12 protein-coding genes and 2 pseudogenes are annotated in these 16,664 nt (G+C 61.9%); 7 read left to right on the top strand and 7 right to left on the bottom strand.

The features are described from left to right. Positions 1 to 108 precede the first annotated feature (108 nt). Positions 109 to 1,128, top strand: a complete 1,020-nt coding sequence (locus L1P09_RS21125) for a Leu/Phe/Val dehydrogenase (RefSeq protein WP_009682681.1) — start codon at positions 109 to 111, stop codon at positions 1,126 to 1,128. A gap of 505 nt (positions 1,129 to 1,633) precedes the next feature. Here the strand turns inward: L1P09_RS21125 and L1P09_RS21120 are convergent. Both L1P09_RS21120 and L1P09_RS21115 read right to left on the bottom strand, forming a co-directional pair. After that, a complete protein-coding gene (locus L1P09_RS21120) occupies positions 1,634 to 1,897 on the bottom strand; it encodes a YebG family protein (protein ID WP_029886905.1) in 264 nt (87 codons plus the stop codon). 427 nt (positions 1,898 to 2,324) lie between these two features. After that, complete coding sequence (locus L1P09_RS21115) at positions 2,325 to 2,588, bottom strand: DUF3077 domain-containing protein (protein ID WP_009681699.1); 264 nt, start codon at positions 2,586 to 2,588, stop codon at positions 2,325 to 2,327. A gap of 540 nt (positions 2,589 to 3,128) precedes the next feature. Here L1P09_RS21115 and L1P09_RS21110 point away from each other — a divergent pair. The 4 genes and pseudogenes from L1P09_RS21110 to L1P09_RS21095 form a co-directional block, all read left to right on the top strand. Then, on the top strand, positions 3,129 to 3,599 hold the full coding sequence (locus tag L1P09_RS21110) for a phosphate-starvation-inducible protein PsiE (RefSeq protein WP_009681701.1): 471 nt from the start codon (positions 3,129 to 3,131) through the stop codon (positions 3,597 to 3,599). A 371-nt stretch (positions 3,600 to 3,970) separates the two neighbouring features. Further along, a pseudogene (locus L1P09_RS21105) lies at positions 3,971 to 7,822 on the top strand (RHS repeat-associated core domain-containing protein); the annotation flags it as partial. A 408-nt stretch (positions 7,823 to 8,230) separates the two neighbouring features. Beyond that, positions 8,231 to 8,680, top strand: a complete 450-nt coding sequence (locus L1P09_RS21100; RefSeq protein WP_235768070.1) for a DUF6386 family protein — start codon at positions 8,231 to 8,233, stop codon at positions 8,678 to 8,680. 375 nt (positions 8,681 to 9,055) lie between these two features. Then, positions 9,056 to 9,681, top strand: a pseudogene (locus tag L1P09_RS21095) (RHS repeat domain-containing protein); the annotation flags it as partial. Between the two features lie 17 nt (positions 9,682 to 9,698). Here the strand turns inward: L1P09_RS21095 and L1P09_RS21090 are convergent. Further along, entirely contained in the window at positions 9,699 to 9,989 is a 291-nt protein-coding gene (locus L1P09_RS21090; protein ID WP_054905422.1) for a DUF3509 domain-containing protein, read from the bottom strand. 141 nt (positions 9,990 to 10,130) lie between these two features. On the opposite strand from L1P09_RS21090, the gene L1P09_RS21085 reads away from it, so the two are divergent. Next, entirely contained in the window at positions 10,131 to 12,083 is a 1,953-nt protein-coding gene (locus L1P09_RS21085; RefSeq protein WP_235768069.1) for a pilus assembly protein TadG-related protein, read from the top strand. Here the strand turns inward: L1P09_RS21085 and L1P09_RS21080 are convergent. Continuing rightward, on the bottom strand, positions 12,068 to 14,713 hold the full coding sequence (locus L1P09_RS21080) for a PAS domain-containing sensor histidine kinase (RefSeq protein WP_235768068.1): 2,646 nt from the start codon (positions 14,711 to 14,713) through the stop codon (positions 12,068 to 12,070). The genes L1P09_RS21085 and L1P09_RS21080 overlap by 16 nt on opposite strands. Next, positions 14,710 to 15,153: a TadE/TadG family type IV pilus assembly protein gene (locus L1P09_RS21075; RefSeq protein WP_033690841.1), complete on the bottom strand. Its 444-nt coding sequence runs from the start codon at positions 15,151 to 15,153 to the stop codon at positions 14,710 to 14,712. Before L1P09_RS21075 ends, L1P09_RS21080 begins: the two co-directional genes overlap by 4 nt. A 75-nt stretch (positions 15,154 to 15,228) precedes the next feature. On the opposite strand from L1P09_RS21075, the gene L1P09_RS21070 reads away from it, so the two are divergent. After that, on the top strand, positions 15,229 to 15,651 hold the full coding sequence (locus L1P09_RS21070; RefSeq protein WP_054913938.1) for a prepilin peptidase: 423 nt from the start codon (positions 15,229 to 15,231) through the stop codon (positions 15,649 to 15,651). 24 nt (positions 15,652 to 15,675) lie between these two features. On the opposite strand, the gene L1P09_RS21065 is transcribed toward L1P09_RS21070, so the two are convergent. Together L1P09_RS21065 and L1P09_RS21060 are read right to left on the bottom strand one after the other, a co-directional pair. Next, on the bottom strand, positions 15,676 to 15,939 hold the full coding sequence (locus L1P09_RS21065; protein ID WP_182390383.1) for a DUF3613 domain-containing protein: 264 nt from the start codon (positions 15,937 to 15,939) through the stop codon (positions 15,676 to 15,678). A 15-nt stretch (positions 15,940 to 15,954) separates the two neighbouring features. Continuing rightward, entirely contained in the window at positions 15,955 to 16,656 is a 702-nt protein-coding gene (locus L1P09_RS21060) for a tetratricopeptide repeat protein (RefSeq protein WP_054905419.1), read from the bottom strand. Positions 16,657 to 16,664 lie beyond the last annotated feature (8 nt).

The following is a 16,664-nucleotide window of genomic DNA, read 5'->3' as shown; positions in this document are numbered from 1 at the left end:
TCGCTTGAGTATTAGCTGCCGTGCGGGGTTTCGTCCAGTGGTCTGCCGGCGGCTGCAAACATGAGGCCGGGCTTATACTGGGTGCAGCACCTGTTGGGGAGCCTGTCGATGTTCGCGCTGATGCAAAGCACCCGTACCCAGTCACTGCACTTGTTCACCGACCCGCCCACGGGCCTGAAAGCGGTGGTGGCGATCCACAGCCAGCAGTTGGGGCCGGCGCTGGGTGGCTGCCGCTACCTGCCGTACGCCGATGACGAAAGCGCCATGGCCGACGCCATCCGCCTGGCCCAGGGCATGAGCTACAAAGCGGCACTGGCGGGCTTGCCCGTTGGGGGCGGCAAGGCGGTGATCTTGCGCAACCCGCATGTGGAAAACCGCGCAGCTTTGTTCGAGGCCTTCGGCCGCTTCGTCGATACCTTGCAAGGGCGTTTCATCATTGCCGTGGACAGTGGCACCTCGACCCTGGACATGGACTGCATCGCCCAGAGCACGCCGCATGTGACCAGTACCACGGCCTCGGGTGATCCCTCACCGCATGCGGCAATGGGGGTATTCGCCGGCATCCGCGCCACGTCCTATGCCCGCTTGGGCAGCTACAACCTCGAAGGCCTGCGGGTAGCGGTGCAAGGGCTGGGTAATGTTGGCTACGCCCTGGCCGAACAACTGCATGCGGCGGGGGCGGAACTGTTGGTGAGTGACCTGGACACAGGGCGGGTACGGCTGGCTGTTGAGCAGCTCGATGCCCACCCGGTGACCCACGATGCGTTGATCAGCACCCCCTGCGACATCTTTGCCCCGTGCGGTGTGGGGCCCGTGCTGAACGGGCAGAGCGTGATGCAACTGCGCTGCGCGGCAGTGGCGGGGGCGGCGAACAACCAGCTGACCACCTTGCAGGTGGCTGACCAGCTGGAGACCCGCGGGATACTGTATGCGCCCGATTACGTGATCAATGCCGGTGGCTTGATTTACGTGGCGCTCACCCACCGTGGCGAAGACCTGGGCACCATCACCTCGCACCTGGCACGCATACCTTCGCGGCTGACCGAAGTGTTCGGCCATGCCCAAGCAGAGAAACGCTCGCCGGCGCGGGTGGCGCAGATGTTGGCGGAGCGGTTGTTGTATGGCTGACGGGGTTTGTGTTGCATGCACCGGCCTCATCGCTGGCAAGCGAGCCCACGGGGATCGTATCAGGGCTGACAGGTGTTTGCCACAAGGTATGCAGCGCCTGTTAGAGCGAGCGCCGCCCGCGCGGCGCATCGCGAGCTGCGCTCGCTCCTACGTTGGTTTCGGGCCAATTATTCCTGTGGGATTTGCGCGCGAACGCCTTGGCGCATGCCTCAAAATCGCGTCGTACGAACAAGGCGGCCGCGCGCATCTGGCACAGGGGTTACTGGCCCGAAACAAACGTAGGAGCGAGCGCAGCTCGCGATGCGCCGCGCGGGCGGCGCTCAATCTCACAGGCACTGAAGATGCAACGGCTACCCTTGCCAGGAACCATAGAATCTCCCACAGATACCCCACAACCTTCAAGACTTGTGCGTACCTGTGGAAATCCTCACAGATTTCTCACAATTCTCAAGATTTGCGGTACCTGTGGGAGCTGGCTTGCCAGCGATGAGGCCGGTGCAGGTAATCACTCGGCTGGTTGCCCGTCGAGCAACTCGGCCAACGCATCCGGCTGGCTCTTGAACGCCCGGGCGAACACATCGCGGTTCTTGGCCATGTAGATACCGGCTTCTTCAACCTGCTGCTCGGTCAGCGATGGCACTGCCTTATGCAGCACTTCAGCCAGGCGCTCTGCCAGTTCGAGCATTTTGTCGTGACGGTCGGCTTCTGCCTTATCCATGAACAAGCGCTCCGGGTCGCGGCTGCTGCGGTACACCACTTCGACGGCCATTCATCACCTCTATGCCTTTTTGCTGGTTTGCAATTCACTGTATCTATATACAGTAATGGCAGTGTGGGCTGGTTCGCAAGCAGAAATTGCAGTGGGGTGTTTTGCGGGGGCGTCCGGCACAACATCTTTATCGCCTGTGAGATCGAGCGCCGCCCGCGCGGCGCATCGCGACGCAAGGCCGCTCCCACATCTGTTTCGGGCCAGTTATGCCTGTGGGATTTGCGCGCGAACGCCCTGGCGCCCACCACGATATCGCGTCGTACAGACAAGGCGGTCGCGCGCGTCCGGCACAGGCAATACTGGCCCGAAACAGATGTGGGAGCGGCCTTGCGTCGCGATGCGCCGCGCGGGCGGCGCTCGATCTCCCAGGCGCTGAAAATGCTGCGGCAACCCCCTGCCAGCCCTCCTGCAACCTAGAGCCAAACCCTCACTGCTTCATCCCCAGCTCGGCATCATCCATCAGCGCCTTGGCCATCGCACTCAAGTAATGCGCAGCCCATATCATCATCGGCTTCCCATCCATCAACCCGGTGATGGTCAATTCGCGCACATACCCCATCAACTCCGAAGACTGTTCGCGGGCATCCCTGCACGGGATCCCGGGCTCGATGCGGAATAGCGGGTGGGTGCCGTTTTCGCCCTGGTAGAAAGTGGTCTTGCCGACGGTGAACTGGGTGTCTTCTGTGGTCATTGGTCAGTCCCCTGATGTGCCTTTGGAATCAGGGTGTATTCGAGGGAATGGATGTAGCGGGGCGGATCGGGGATAACTCTCAGCATGATGTAGGCCTGTTCAAAATTGGGGCCACCACCTTCTGCTGTCAAACATCAAGGCGGCAGCTGTACATGGGTTGACAGACCGGTGAACAGAACCAAAAGCCGGCGCACACGAGGTGCCCCATGACAGCTGCCATAACGGCTAAGCCATGTGGTTAGTTCAGGGCGGCCTGTCAAAGCCGGTCGTTGATTGGCAACGACCGCCCGAGACTAGTGCGCACCACCGAACACCACAATGGCAGGGAGTATCTTTGGGAAATGCCCTACAAGAAAGGGCTTAAATCTGATTTTCCGCTGGCGCAATGCCATTTTATTTTCTGCAGCTTGCCATGCCACAAAGTGCCTTGCGGCAATCGGCCGCCTTCCCATGGCAGGGGCTTGGCCCTTTAACTGCATGGCAGAAACGTCACACCCGTGGCGCATCATCCTTGAAAGTCGTAGTGGGGAATGAAACATCGTGAACATCAAATGGGCAGAAAAACTGCGCAAGGGCCTGCACGGCTCGGCCGACTCGCTGGGCAACCTGTGCGTCGAAGCCTTCCATTACCTTGCCCTGTTCGGCATCGGCGCCATCACCGCCTATGCGGCGGTGGTCACCTTCCTGGACATGCTCGGCAAGGGCGGGATCAGCGTCGATGACATCCTGCTGCTGTTCATCTACCTGGAGCTGGGGGCCATGGTCGGGATCTACTTCAAGACCAACCACATGCCCATCCGCTTCCTCTTGTACGTGGCAATCACCGCGCTCACCCGCCTGCTGATCGGCGATGTTTCGCACCACAAGGCGCCGGATGAAGGGCTGCTGTACCTGTGCGGGGGCATTCTGCTGCTGGCGTTCTCGATCCTGGTGGTGCGCTACGCCTCGTACCGCTACCCCTCGACCAAGGTGCTGGATGCCAACGGCAAGCAAGTGGAAGAGGGCAAGTAGGCCTCAGCGGCATAGGTGAGCAGCACAACACCGCAGGTCGCGGAAAGCTGCGGCTTTTTCTTACAGACGCCTCTGAAAATCCAAAGAACGCGCATCACGCCAACGTATGGCACCCTGTTGTCCAAACCCGGAAAATCCCTGGGTTATGGCTTTTTGATATTGCCCTCCCTGGGCTGTAACCCACGGAGGGCGTGGCCTGCGCACGGTTGACACCATGGCGCACAAGCCTATTAACTCAGCAGCTCTCAAGGAGGGTAACCCGGCACATGACTTGATTCATGCCGAGCGTTTACAGGGAGATGCTGATGATCATGGCGCGTCTTGACGCTATCGCAAGCCGTTCCGTACCTGGCGAACAGGAGTAATCCCTCATGTTCGAAGCAGCCAGGTTCGGCGACGATATTTCACACACCGGCGCATTGGGCGGTTTCCTGTTGGGGGCCGCTCTGGGCATCGCACTGGTGGCCAGCGTGGCCACCGTGGCCTTTGCCACCTTCACCTGCGGGTTCGGCGTAGCTTTGCTGGCAGGTCTCGCGGCGGGGGTTGGCGGCAGCTTGCTGACCGCTGCCGGCGAGGCGTTGGGCGGCCTGTTTTCATCCCCCTCAGGGACGATACTGACTGCCTCGCCCAACGTCTTCATCAACAGCCGCAAGGCCGCCCGCGTCGAAAAGAGCCTGGGCGCTTGCAGCAAGCACCCCGGCTAGGTGCAGATCGCCGAGGGCTCGACCAACGTCTTCATCAATGGCGTGGCGGCCGCGCGCAAGGGCGACAAGCTGACTTGCGGCGCGACCATTTCCGGTGGTTCGAACAATGTCTACATCGGCGGCGGCACTTACCGTTACCTGCCGGTGGACGACGAAGTCCCTGAATGGCTACGCACCACAGTGGATACGTTGATGGCCGTCGCCGGTGCCGCCGGCATGATCGCCCAATTGATCAAGGTCGGCACCCAAGCCGGCATGAAAGCCATCATGCCTTGCGCCCTGAAGTTCACCGCAGGCTTCATCGCAGGTGAGGTGGCCAGCCGCTACGTGGTCGAACCCGTGGCGCGCAGAGCCATCGGTGGCCTGGTCGGCAACCCCGTCGACCTCACGACGGGCCGCAAGCTGATCCCCGATGAAATCGACTTCAGCCTGCCGGGCCTGATGCCGATCGAGTGGTCGCGCTTCTACGTCAGCGACCTGACCGTCGACAGCGTGCTCGGCCGCGGCTGGATACTGCCGTGGGAACAGAGCCTGCGTCGCAGCGGCAGTTTCATCTACCTCACCGACAACCAGGGCCGCGAAATCCCGTTCGTGACCCTGCAACCGGGTGAGCGGATCTACAACCCGCACGAGCAGGTGTACCTGGTGTGCACCGAGGGCGGCCACTACATCCTGCAGACCCTCGACAACCTGTTCTTCTACTTCGGTGAAGTGCCAGACACCAACACCGAAGTGCCGCTGCAGCGTATCGAGAACGTCCTCGGCCACTTCCTGCACTTCACCCGCACGCCTGACGGTACCCTGACCGACATCAGCGCCACCGGCGGCACCCGCGTGCACTTGCACTACGACCACCCGCTGGGCCGCCTGACCGATATCAAGCGCGTGGTGGACAACCATGCGGTCGAAACGCTCACCCAGTACCGTTACGACGAGCATGGCCAGCTGAGCGCGGTGCGCAACCGCAACGGCGACAGCGTGCGCAGTTTCAGCTATGTCGAAGGCCTGATGGTGACCCACAGCAACGCCTTGGGCCTGGGCTGCCACTACCGCTGGGAAACCCTCGGCGGCAAACCGCGTGTGGTCGAGCACTGGACCAGCGATGGCGAGCACTACCATTTCCGCTACGACCTCGACGCCCGCACCAGCTGGGCCACCGACGTGCTTGGCCGGGAACTGGAAGTGCAGTACAACGCCGACCACCGCGTGGTCGCCAGTCGCGATTATGGTGGCGAGCGTTACGCCATCGAGCTGGACGAAAACGGTAATATGGTTGGCCTGACCTTGCCGGACGGTAACCGCCTGCAATTCAAGTACGACGAGTTCTCCCGCTTGCTCGAAGAGGCCGACCCGCTGGGCCGCAAGACCACCTACGAATATCACCACCTGACTACACTGGTGACCCAGGTCAGCTACCCGGACGGCAGCACCTGGCGAGCGCGCTACGACGACAAGGGCAACCTGCTCGCCGAATTCGATGCCCTCGGCCAGATGACCGAGTACCTGAACAGCGATGACGGCCTGCCGCACACCATCATCGATGCGACCTACAAGTCCAAGTACCTGTGGTGGAACACCCTGGCCCAGGTCGAGCGTTACCAGGATTGCTCAGGCAAGAGCACGTATTATCGCTACGACGAGCGCCAGCACCTCATTGCAGTGACCGACGCGCTGAACCAGACCACCACGCTGGAGCGCAAGCCCGATGGGGAAGTGTTGCGCATCCACCATCCGGATGGCACGGCGGAAACCTTCACTTACAACGGCCTTGGCCAGGTGCTCAGCCACACCGATGGCAAAGGCCAGACCACCCGCCTGCTGCGCACTTCCCGTGGTTTGCCCAGTAACCGTCAGGACCCGAAAGGAGAGATGGTTCGCTACGGCTATGACAAGGCCTTGCGACTGACGTCGCTGGTCAACGAGAACAATGCGACCTACAGCTTTGCCTACGACGTGTCGGACCGGCTGATTGAAGAGGTGCGGGTAGATAACCTGACCCGGCGTTTCAGCTACAACGTCGGTGGCCATCTGACGCGACTGGATGAGATTGGCTATGGCGAGAATGCCGAACGGCCCGAGCGCCATACGCTGTTCGAGCGTGATGCCATTGGCCGCTTGATCGCCAAGATCAACAGCGATGCAACGCAGACATTCGCTTATGACGATGGCGACCGGTTGCTGAGCATCGAGCGGCAACCAACCGGGATCGGCAAGCAGCTTGGGATCACGGAAGAAAAGCTTGAGTACGCCTACGATCTGCTAGGCCGGCTAACGAAAGAAATCACCCCCGATGGGACGCTAGCCTACGAGTACGACCCGCTCAGCAACCTGACCACGCTGACCCTGCCGGATGGGCGCAAGGTGAATCACCTGTACTACGGCAGCGGCCACCTGCACCAGTTGAACCTGGACGGCTAGGTCATCAGCGACATGGAGCGCGATGACCTGCACCGCGAGGTATACCGGACCCAAGGCAAGCTCACCAGTTGCTTTGGCTATGACGCCATGGGGCGCAAGGCCTGGCAGTTTGCCTCGACCTTGCCGGCCGACAAGCTCTCGCAAGTGCACAACACCGGCATCAACACCTCTTTGCTGGTCGAGCACGCCTACAACCCGATCCACCGCCGTTACCAGTACGACCCGGCGGGTGAACTGGTGCGTACGCTGGACAAGCTGCGTGGCGAGATCAAGTACGAGTATGAAGCCAATGGCCAGTTGCGCAGTCGTGATACCGGCTCGCTGGTGGGCAGCGAGGAATTCCGCTACGACCCGGCAGCCAACCGGTTGGACTTCAATGCGCGGCAGTTTGCCAAGGTCAAGGACAACCGCATCAAACAGTGGCGGGACCAGGAGTACCGCTACGACCCATGGGGCAACCTGATCGAGAAGCGCTCGGGGCACAGCAAGCTGCAGTACTTTACCTATGACTGCGAGAACCGGCTGGTTAGGGCTGAGACGGTGGTCAATGGCAAGCTGGAGAGCGGAGGTGAATATCGTTACGACAGCCTTGGGCGGCGAGTGGCCAAGCGGGCTGAGATCAATGGTGAAGTCGAGCACAAGCGCTTTCTTTGGCAAGGGCTGAGGATGCTGCGTGAGGAAACACCAGGGCAGAGCATCCTGTACCTGTATGAACCGGGTAGCTATGCGCCGTTGGCGCGGGTTGATCAGGCCGAAGGAGAAGAACAGAAGCTCTACTACTTCCACACGGATCAGATTGGTACACCGTTGGAACTGACGGATAGAGATGGCAGGATCGTTTGGCAGGCGTCGTATCGCTCATGGGGTGCAATAGAGAGTCTGCCCATCAATGAGGTCGATCAGCACCTACGCTTTCAAGGCCAGTATTTTGATGGCGAAATCGGGCTGTATTACAACACTTTCCGATTCTATGATGCGGAAGCGGGGAGATTCATTACCCAGGATCCAGTAGGGTTGGCTGGAGGATTGAATCTCTATCAGTACGGACCTAACCCGCAAAACTGGGTTGACCCTCTAGGGTGGACGTGCTCAACTGCCTTGACAGTAAGTAAGCCCAAAGCATTGTCAAGCCCGGGGCTTTCTAGTGCGGAAAAGACTTTTTTAGAGAAGCAGTTTATGAAAAAGAAAAATGCACTCAACCGGGCTGCTAAGCGAGGTGAGCTGGTTTGGTCACCTGGAACGCATGATATCCGAATTTCTTCGCTTCAAGCGTCGTATCGAAAAGCAGTCACCGAGCGTTACGAAAGAATGTTCGGGGAAGCACCTGATCTTTCAAGGTTCAATGCCGATCATCCTGTTGATTTGATTGTTGGTGGGGCTGCTAGCCAACGCTTGCAAATGCTTAATGAGACAATCAATAAAAGTGTGGGTAGCTCCCTGAAAGGTGCTGGTAGGCGTGCTGGGTTAAAGCCCGGTGATATGATTAGCGAGATAATATGGGAGTAAAGCATGGCTATCGAGTTTGATGTTGTTACAGATACTGCGACCCTGGCGGTGTTTGATTTGCAAGCAATACGCCATCGAACGAGTGATACATTTGATTGGTGGAGTATTCAAAGTGATGAAATTTCTGAAATGAACGAGGGTAATATTGCTTTTTTGAATTTGGGTGCGGATGGGCGGTATCAAGTAAAAATTGTAGATAATTTGGTTGCTCCAAGTGGTGGCGTTTATTTGAAGGTTCCTTCTGGTCAAGTTTTCATAGGCGCCGGAGAAGACACATCTGGAGGGGGGCTAGAGCCTGACGGTTCGGATGCAGTACAAGGTGAGTTTATCAGTCTCGAAGCAGGAAGTTATTATATGGGCTACAAGGTCGAGGATGGGGGGATTTGTTTGGCTTTCTCGCCATCTAATAAATTTAGGAATGCTTTAACAGATTCGATAAGGCTAGGTGCTTAGGGTTTGATGGAAGGTTTGGTGAGGTGGCGAGACGTCTGTTAGTTTGAAGAAAGCGCTCTTTGGCAGAGGAAATGTAGGCGGCTGACGGAAGACGTCAGCTTTGCCCAGTAGTTATGTTGTACTTTATCAATTAAAGCGCCTGAGCCGTTAATCTTGAGTTGGTAATGACCGGGTAGATACAACCCACGAGCAGGTGTATCTGGTGTGCACCGAGGGCGGCCACTACATCCCTCGACAACCTGTTCTTCTACTTTGGCGAAGTGCCAAACACCAACACTAAAGTACAGTTGCAACGCATCGAGAACGTCCTCGGCCCCTTCCTGCACTTCACCCGCACACCCGATGGCACGCTGACCGACATCAGCGCCACCGGCGGACGCTTCGGACCGGCTGATTGAAGAGGTGCGGGTAGATAACCTGACCCGGCGCTTCAGCTACAACGTCGGTGGCCATCTGACGCGACTGGATGAGATTGGCTATGGCGAGCATGCCGAACGGCCAGAGCGGCACACGCTGTTCGAGCGTGATGCCATTGGCCGTTTGGTTGCCAAGCTCAATAGCGATGCGCGGCAAGACTTCGTCTACGACGACGGTGACCGCTTGCTGAGCATCGAGCGGCAACCAACCGAGATCGGCAAGCAGCTTGGGATAACGGAAGAAAAGCTTGAGTACACCTACGATCTGCTCGGCCGGATAACGAAAGAAATCACCCCCGATGGGACGCTAGCCTACGAGTACGATCCGCTCAGCAACCTGACCACGCTGACGCTGCCAGATGGCCGCAAGGTCAACCACCTGTACTACGGCAGCGGTCGCCTGCACCAGTTGAACCTGGACGGTCAGGTGATCAGCGACATGGAGCGCGACGACCTCCACCGCGAGGTCTACCGCCCCCTGAGCAAGCTCACCAGCTGCTTCGGTATGACGCCATGAGTCGCAAGGCCTGCCAGCTTGCCGAGACCTTGCCAGCAGACAAGCTATCGCAAGTGCCTAGCACCGGTAGCAGCGCAACTAACCCTCAATGGGCCAGGAACGCACGGGGCTCGTGACGGGCGTCGCGAGTCAGCGCAGCCAGCACCTGCAAGGGGTTCTGGCCCAGCTCGATCGCCAGGCCCAGGCGTATGCTGTCGATCACCCGCTGCAGGCGCACCGGGTCGTTGCGCTGGGCTCGGGTGATCAGGCGCTTGGCAACCACGCCTGCGTCATCGGAAAGGGTCAGCATGATGCTGCCGTCAAGGTTGGCAATGCTCAGGTTGACCCGGTATTCGGGGGCGAAAGCGGCGCTGATCTGCTCGAATGGATTGTTCATGCCAGAAGCCTGCAAAGGTGGACTGCAGAAATTGACCGGCCCGCACCCGGTTCGTTCAAGTAGGGCAATTGGCCATTAGCGCATCTACACTCCTTGCATCGCAGCCGCGACGCATGGCCAATGGCCGGCAAAGGAGTGCCCGTGCTTCCCTCATTCGCTGCCCGCCAGCGTGGCGCAATCGGCCTCATGGCCGTGGTTACGCTGGGCCTGGCGCTGTTGTTCATGCTGCTGGTGATCGACAGCGGCCGGTTGTACCTGGAGCAGCGCAAGCTGCAACGCATTGCCGACATGGCCGCGCTGGAGGCGGCCGGCCAGTATGCCGTTTGCACCGGCAGCGGGCCGCAGGCCACGGTGGTTGCCCGGGCGGCGGCCACCCGCAACGGCCATGCGCCCGGCAACCCGCTGGCGGCCAGCTGCGGCTACTTGCAGACCGGCGCCAACAGCCTGCGCACGTTCACCACGGACAACAACCGCACCGAGGCGATTCGGGTGGACGTGAGCAACACAGTCCCCACCAGCGTCGCGGCGGGGGTGTATAGCCTGGCACAGGGCACAGGGGTGCCGCTGACCACCACCTTGCACGCCCATGCGGTGGCTTCGTCGCCTGTTCCACCGCAGGCCATGCTGAGTATCCGAACCACCCTGGCCACCGTCGATTCGCGACAGTCGGTGTTGCTCAATGCCCTGCTTGGTGCCTTGGGCGGTAACGTGCAGCTTGATGTGGCCGGCTGGCAAGGCATTGCCAGCACCCAGCTCAACGTGCTGCGCTACCTGGACCAACTGGCCATCGACCTCAACCTCAAGGCCGGTGACTACCGGCAACTGCTCAGCGCCGATGCTACCGCTACGCAACTGCTGCAGGCGGCGGTGAAGGTACTGCAGCAGAGCGGCGCGGCCGCCAACGTGGTGACCAACCTGGGCAAGCTGGCACTGGGCGCCAGCAACAGCACCTTGCTGCAGCTGGGCGATTTGCTCGACATACAGAACGGCACCACGCAGGCCGGGCTGGATGCCAGTATCCAGTTGCTGCAACTGGTGCAGGGCGTTATCCAGCTGGCGGTCAGTGAAAGTGCGGCAACGGTGGACTTGCCGGTCAGCGTGCTGGGGCTGGTCAATGGCCGGGTCCGCCTGAAAGTGATCGAGCCGCAGCAGATTTCTGCGGTGGGTGACCCGCGCACCGATGAATTGCGGGTACATACCGCGCAGGTGCGGGCGATGATTTCGCTCGACCTGCCGCTGCTCGACTCGGTGTTCGGCTTGCTCAACGCGGTACTCGACCTGGTCGGGCCGATCACCAATGTGCTCAACAACCTGCTGAGCCTGAACCTCGCCAGTACCTTGCAATCGGTACTGTGTCTGGTCGGCGTGCCGTGCACTGTCACCGATATCATCCTGGTCCCGGACAAGCTGTCGCTGGATATCGGCCTTGAGGTGGCGGAAGCGACCACGCGCCTCGACCCGCAGGCCCCAGGCACCTTCAGTTGTTCACCCAAGCGCCTTGTCACGCAAGCGCAAAGCTCGGCGGCCAAGGTTGCGGTGGGGCGTTTCGAGTCCAGCAATGCGTTCTTCATGAGCGGCACCACGGTGGTCAAAGCATTGCCATTGGTGGACATCGGTACCAAGCGGTGTACCCGGTTGCTGGGCATTGGCACGTGCCAGGCGCGTGTTCCTTTTGCCGCTGGCGGGCTGGGCGTGCGCGTCAACAGCAAGGTTTTGGGCAGCGGGGCCGTCGAGCGCCCACTGGTGTTCCAGGCGCCCGACAGCGTGCTGCCCAACATCGGCCTCAGCCCTGCCTACCAGAGCATGCAAACCGCCAACAGCACGGTCGTCGGCAGCCTGGCCGAGACCTTGCAGGGCATACAGCTGGAAGCCTACAAACCCACCGTGAACAGCGGCCTCGGCGATGTGCTGGTGCTGGTTGGCAACGTGCTCGGCACGGTCAAAGGTATCGTCGAGCCCTTGATCAGGAACCTCCTCAGCCCGTTGCTCGACCCTTTGCTCAACGTGCTGCTCAAGGCCCTTGGCATCGACCTGGTCAACGCCGAGGTCGGCGCCAACCTCACCTGTGCCAACCGCGCTCAGTTGGCCTTGTAGATCGGCAACCACACTTCGAAGCAGGCGCCTTCGTTGCGGTTGTGCACCGCCAGCCTGCCGCCCATGGCATCGACGATGCCGTGGCTCACCGACAAACCGAGCCCGGTGCCGACCCCTGCTGGCTTGGTGGTGAAGAACGGCTCGAAAATGCGCTCGAGCAGGCGCGGGTCGATACCGCCGGCGTTATCTTCCACCAGCAGGCACAACTGCCCGTGCTCGATGCGTTGGCCTACGCGGATGTTTGGGTGGGTAACGCGCCGTTCCAGCAAGGCGTCCCGCGCATTGACCACCAGGTTGATCAGCACCTGCTCGAGCTGGTCCTGATGGCCAAGCACGTGCGGGCACTGCTCGGGCTCCTCGATGGCCAGCGTCACGCCTTTGCCGCACAAACCCTCGGCCAGCAGCCCCTGCGCACCGAGCACCGCCACCCAGGCGGCGAACACCTGCTGTTCCACCTCGGACCGCCGCCCATGGGTGCGCAAATGCTCGACCAGGCGAATGGCGCGCTCCAGCTGGTTGTCGATGCGCTGCAGCTTGCCTGTGAGGTACGGAACATCGGCGGCACCGCTTTCCAGGCGTTTCAGCCCGTTGACCACCGCCAGGCGCATGGTGGTCAACGGCTGGTTGATTTCATGCACCAGCCCCGTTGCCAGTTCGCCCAAGGTGGCCATCTTGGCTGCTTGCAGCAGTTGCTGCTGGCTATGGCGCACTGCCGTGTTGTCGCGGGCAACTGCCTGGATCTCCACCAGTTGCCCGTGCTCATCGAACAGGCCACGCTCGGCCCACACCCACCAGGCGTTGCGGCGCCCCGGTAATTGCAGGCAGACCTCGGCACTGCTCAACGGCTGCTGCGGGCTCAGCGTGGCGAGGCGCTGCACGAACGCCGTGCGTTGACTGTCGCTCATCCACTGGCCCAGGTTCATTGCGCCGAGCTGCTGTGGCGGGCACTCCAGCAGCTCGGCCAGCGGCCGATTGCCGAACAGCAATTGCAGCGCAGGCGTGTACCGGCAGATCAGCGCGGGCGAGTCTTCCACCAGCGCCCGGTAGCGCTCTTCGCTCTGGCGCACGCGTTCGGCAGCCTCGGTGGCCTCGCTGACATCCAGCCACAGGCCCACGACCTCGACCGGTTGCCCCAGGTCGTCACGTAGCAGGCGGGCCTCGTCCAGTATCCAGTGATAGCCGCCGCGCTCATCACGCAAGCGGTAGCGGCTGCGAACCTGGCCGTCGCGCAGTAGCGTGCGCGTACGTTCCAGCCATAGCGTGCGGTCGTCCGGGTGCACCGCCTGGCCGGGCTGCTGGGCCAATTCGCCGTCTTTGGGCCAGCCCAGTAGCGGGGTCAGGCTGGCGCTGAAAAAAACACTGTGCAGCGCCCCGTCGGCGTAGCGCTGGATGTAGATCACCGCTGGCGAGCTGGCGATCAGGTTTTCCAGCCGGGCGCGGGCCGCCCCGGCCTGTAGCTCCTGGGCTTTCAAGGCGCTGATATCGAGCACGAAGCCCTGAACCTGGCGCCCCCGCAGCTGGCCGACCCACTGCAGCCAGCGTGGGCCCGCCAGGTCGTCGGCGGGCAACAGGCGCAGGTTCAGGTTCAAGGCGATGCCGTCGCGCAGTTGCGCCAGCGCCATGCGTGCAGCTTCGCGGTCGGCCGGGTGCAAACGGCCGAACCATTGTTCGCAGCTGGCATCCCGCGGCAGGCCCAGGCGTGATGCCAGGGCCGGGTCGAATGCCAGCGGCCCCTGCAAGGGCCATGACCACCAGCCAGCGCCCAGTTGCTGCTGCAGTTCATCCAGGTGGCAGGCGCGCTGCTGCAGCTGCTGCTGGCGCAGGCGGCTGAGCAGCGGTTCGACCAGCGCGGGCAGCAGGGTAGCCTGCGCTTGGGGTGTGGGTGGCCTTGGTGCCCCAGCACACAGTAACCAGGCCTGAACACAGTGGCCGTGCTGGTAGGGCAGGGCGACCAGCGGCAGGCCGGCAGCCGACGACTGCAGCAGCGGGTGCTCGGCCGTCAGCTGCCGAGCGGCGGCTGGCAACGTATGCAGCCAGGCACGCAGGCGCTCGTCGTCTGCCCAGGGCCAAACGGCATCGCTGCTGGCGTAGCTGTACCAGCCGCTGTCACCTGGCAGCAGCAGGCGCAGGGCCCCCGCCTGCCAGTACTCGGCCAAGTGTTGGAGTTGAGCGGTTGTGGTCGGCAGCAGGTGCTGTTCGTCGCAGTCACGCATGGCGCGGCCAAGCGCCAAGGCCAGGTGGTGCTGCGCCAGGTCATGGGCGTGTTTTTCGCGCTCACCCAGCAGGTCGCCGATATCGAACACCTGCAGCAGCCACCCGACAGCCTGGCGCAGGAGCCAGCCGCGCGTGTGCAGGGCAGTGCCATGCACGGTCACGAAGTCCAGGTCCAGCGGCTGCCCCTGCCAGTCCGCCGGGGCGCCTTCGAGTACCAGCCAGCTATGCCGTTGCAGGTAGTCATGCACCCGCGCGGCGTGGTGCGGGCTTGCCGGCAGCAGCGTGCGCAGCGGCCCGGCCAGGCGCAGCACGTGGCCTTGATCATCCAGCCACAATTGCAACCCGGTGGCTGGAGGGTGCTGTTCTGCCGGCAGCGGGGCCTGGCCGCCGAGCCAGCGTTCGAACAGGCCGTTCACAGTTGCAGGCTCGCTTCGGCACGCAGCCGGTCGGGTAGGCGCGGTACCTCGCCAATCAACGGCAGCACCAGCATGGGCAGCACATGGGTGAGTTTTGCCTTGGGATAATCGATGGCTACCGTCAGCAGCTTGTCGGTGCCCAAGGTAACCTGTGCGTCGCTGGCCGGCTGGAAGTCGAAGGCAGCAGGCAGCCACTGCAACTGCTGGCTGATGACCTGGCGGGCCAGGTTCTGCACATCGTTGGTGTAGCTGGGGCTGTCCGGGTCCAGCGCCACGCACCGGCGCACCGCCTCGGCGCTGGCCTGGTTGAACGATTGCAGCATGAGCATGGGCAGGGAATAGCTGACAAGGCCGTAGAACACGGCGAAGAAGATCATGAACACCGCGGCGAACTCGATGGCTGCCGCACCGTGCTGCCGTTTTGCCGGGCCTGCTTTCATGATTGCGTCTACCCTGACCATGTGTCCTGAACAACAGCATAGAACCGATCGACGAACAGGGATGGCCAATTGCCCATGCACAGCCTTGCATTGCTGGTGTGGCTAGCGCTGTGCGCCGGGCAGGATGCCCGCGAACGGCAGATAGCCAATGTACTGACGCTGGGTGCCGCAACCCTTGCGCTGGCCTGGTTGCTGGCCACAGGGCGCAGTTGGCTCGGTGCCCAGGGCAGTGATGCGGCGCTGGCGTTGTTCATCGTGCTGCTGCTCACGCTGCCGGGCTACGCGCTGGGGCAGTTCGGGGCCGGTGACGTCAAGCTGCTCGGTGCGTTGGCGCTGGCCAGCAGCGTTGCCCATGTGCTGGTCACTTTCATTGCTGCGGGTGTGGTGCTGGTGGCCTGGCAGCTGGTCCGCCGAGGTGCGCGACAGCCGCGGCAAAAAAGGCCGTTCGCGCCCTGTCTGCTGGCAGGCTTTGCCGTCTCACTGGCCTGCCTAGGCTGAGCGTTGACGGCACGGCAAGCCCCGCTAATTGTTGCGCTCGGTCATCTTGGTCCAGCGGTAGAAGTCGGGGATCTCGTACTTGTAGGTATCCAGCCAGCGCTGCATGGACTGGTCGCGTTCCCGCGCCGTTTGTACCTGCAGGTGGCGCGAGGCCTGTGCGCCGCTGGACTGCACACGCAGCAGCCGCTCGGTGGCCGTTTCGTCCTGAGGGCTCGGGCGCGGGTATTGCTCGGCGTGCAGCGCCGCGCTACCCATGCAGCAGGCCAGCACCATCACGTACCTGATCATGTTCACCTCCCAGTTTCAATTGACCATCGGCTGCGATGCCTGGGCCGAGGCGACCGGGCCTCGGCCACCGGCCTTGATCTGCCCGGCCCGCGCCTTGGCCGCGGCAAACTGCCGGGGCTCAAGCTGCAAGCGGTCGACCAGGTCGGTCGCCTGTTGCCAGTTGTCCTGGAGCAGCGCCAAGGTCACCAGATTGATTGCAGGCAGGGGGTTGTCGTCTTTCAGCTCGATGGCCGTCAGCAACTCGAAGCGAGCCTGCTCATAGCGCCCCAGGTTCATCAGGACCACGCCCAGGTCATTGCGTACGCGTTCATCGGTAGGCGCCAGGCGTACAGCACGCTGCAGGTTCTGCAAGGCCTGGATGTCGTCGCCACGTGCCGCGGCCAGTTGGCCCAGGCCATGCTCGCCTTCGGCAGCCAGGCAGCCGCCCAGCAGGCTGCGGTACAAGGGTTCGGCCTCGCCAAGGCCAAGCAGCCGGGACACTTTGGCCTTGCGCAGGCGCACTTGGTCGAGGGTATCCGGCAGTTGCTGCAGGTGCGCAAGGCTGGCATGCGGGCGGCCGTCATTGAGCATCTCGTCCGCCAGGTTCAGGGCCAGTTGCTGGTCGGCGTCCGGCTTGCTGCAACCGGCGGCAGTGAATAACGAGCGCAGGCCCTGCGGCTGTTGCCCGGCGCAGCCACTCAGCAACACCAGGCATGCGCACAATACGACTGTCTTCATCCCGCTTT

This window comes from Pseudomonas juntendi, from assembly GCF_021560075.1.
Taxonomy (GTDB): Bacteria; Pseudomonadota; Gammaproteobacteria; order Pseudomonadales; family Pseudomonadaceae; genus Aquipseudomonas; species Aquipseudomonas juntendi.
This window is presented reverse-complemented; position numbering and strand designations above follow the sequence as displayed.

What these genes read in the sequence shown, in the direction of transcription:
- L1P09_RS21125 (WP_009682681.1), top strand. Translation starts at nt 109, where the DNA reads ATGTTCGCGCTGATGCAAAGCACCCGTACCCAGTCACTGCACTTGTTC.
- L1P09_RS21120 (WP_029886905.1), bottom strand. Translation starts at nt 1,897, where the DNA reads ATGGCCGTCGAAGTGGTGTACCGCAGCAGCCGCGACCCGGAGCGCTTG.
- L1P09_RS21115 (WP_009681699.1), bottom strand. Translation starts at nt 2,588, where the DNA reads ATGACCACAGAAGACACCCAGTTCACCGTCGGCAAGACCACTTTCTAC.
- L1P09_RS21100 (WP_235768070.1), top strand. Translation starts at nt 8,231, where the DNA reads ATGGCTATCGAGTTTGATGTTGTTACAGATACTGCGACCCTGGCGGTG.
- L1P09_RS21090 (WP_054905422.1), bottom strand. Translation starts at nt 9,989, where the DNA reads ATGAACAATCCATTCGAGCAGATCAGCGCCGCTTTCGCCCCCGAATAC.
- L1P09_RS21075 (WP_033690841.1), bottom strand. Translation starts at nt 15,153, where the DNA reads ATGAAAGCAGGCCCGGCAAAACGGCAGCACGGTGCGGCAGCCATCGAG.
- L1P09_RS21070 (WP_054913938.1), top strand. Translation starts at nt 15,229, where the DNA reads ATGCACAGCCTTGCATTGCTGGTGTGGCTAGCGCTGTGCGCCGGGCAG.
- L1P09_RS21065 (WP_182390383.1), bottom strand. Translation starts at nt 15,939, where the DNA reads ATGATCAGGTACGTGATGGTGCTGGCCTGCTGCATGGGTAGCGCGGCG.
- L1P09_RS21060 (WP_054905419.1), bottom strand. Translation starts at nt 16,656, where the DNA reads ATGAAGACAGTCGTATTGTGCGCATGCCTGGTGTTGCTGAGTGGCTGC.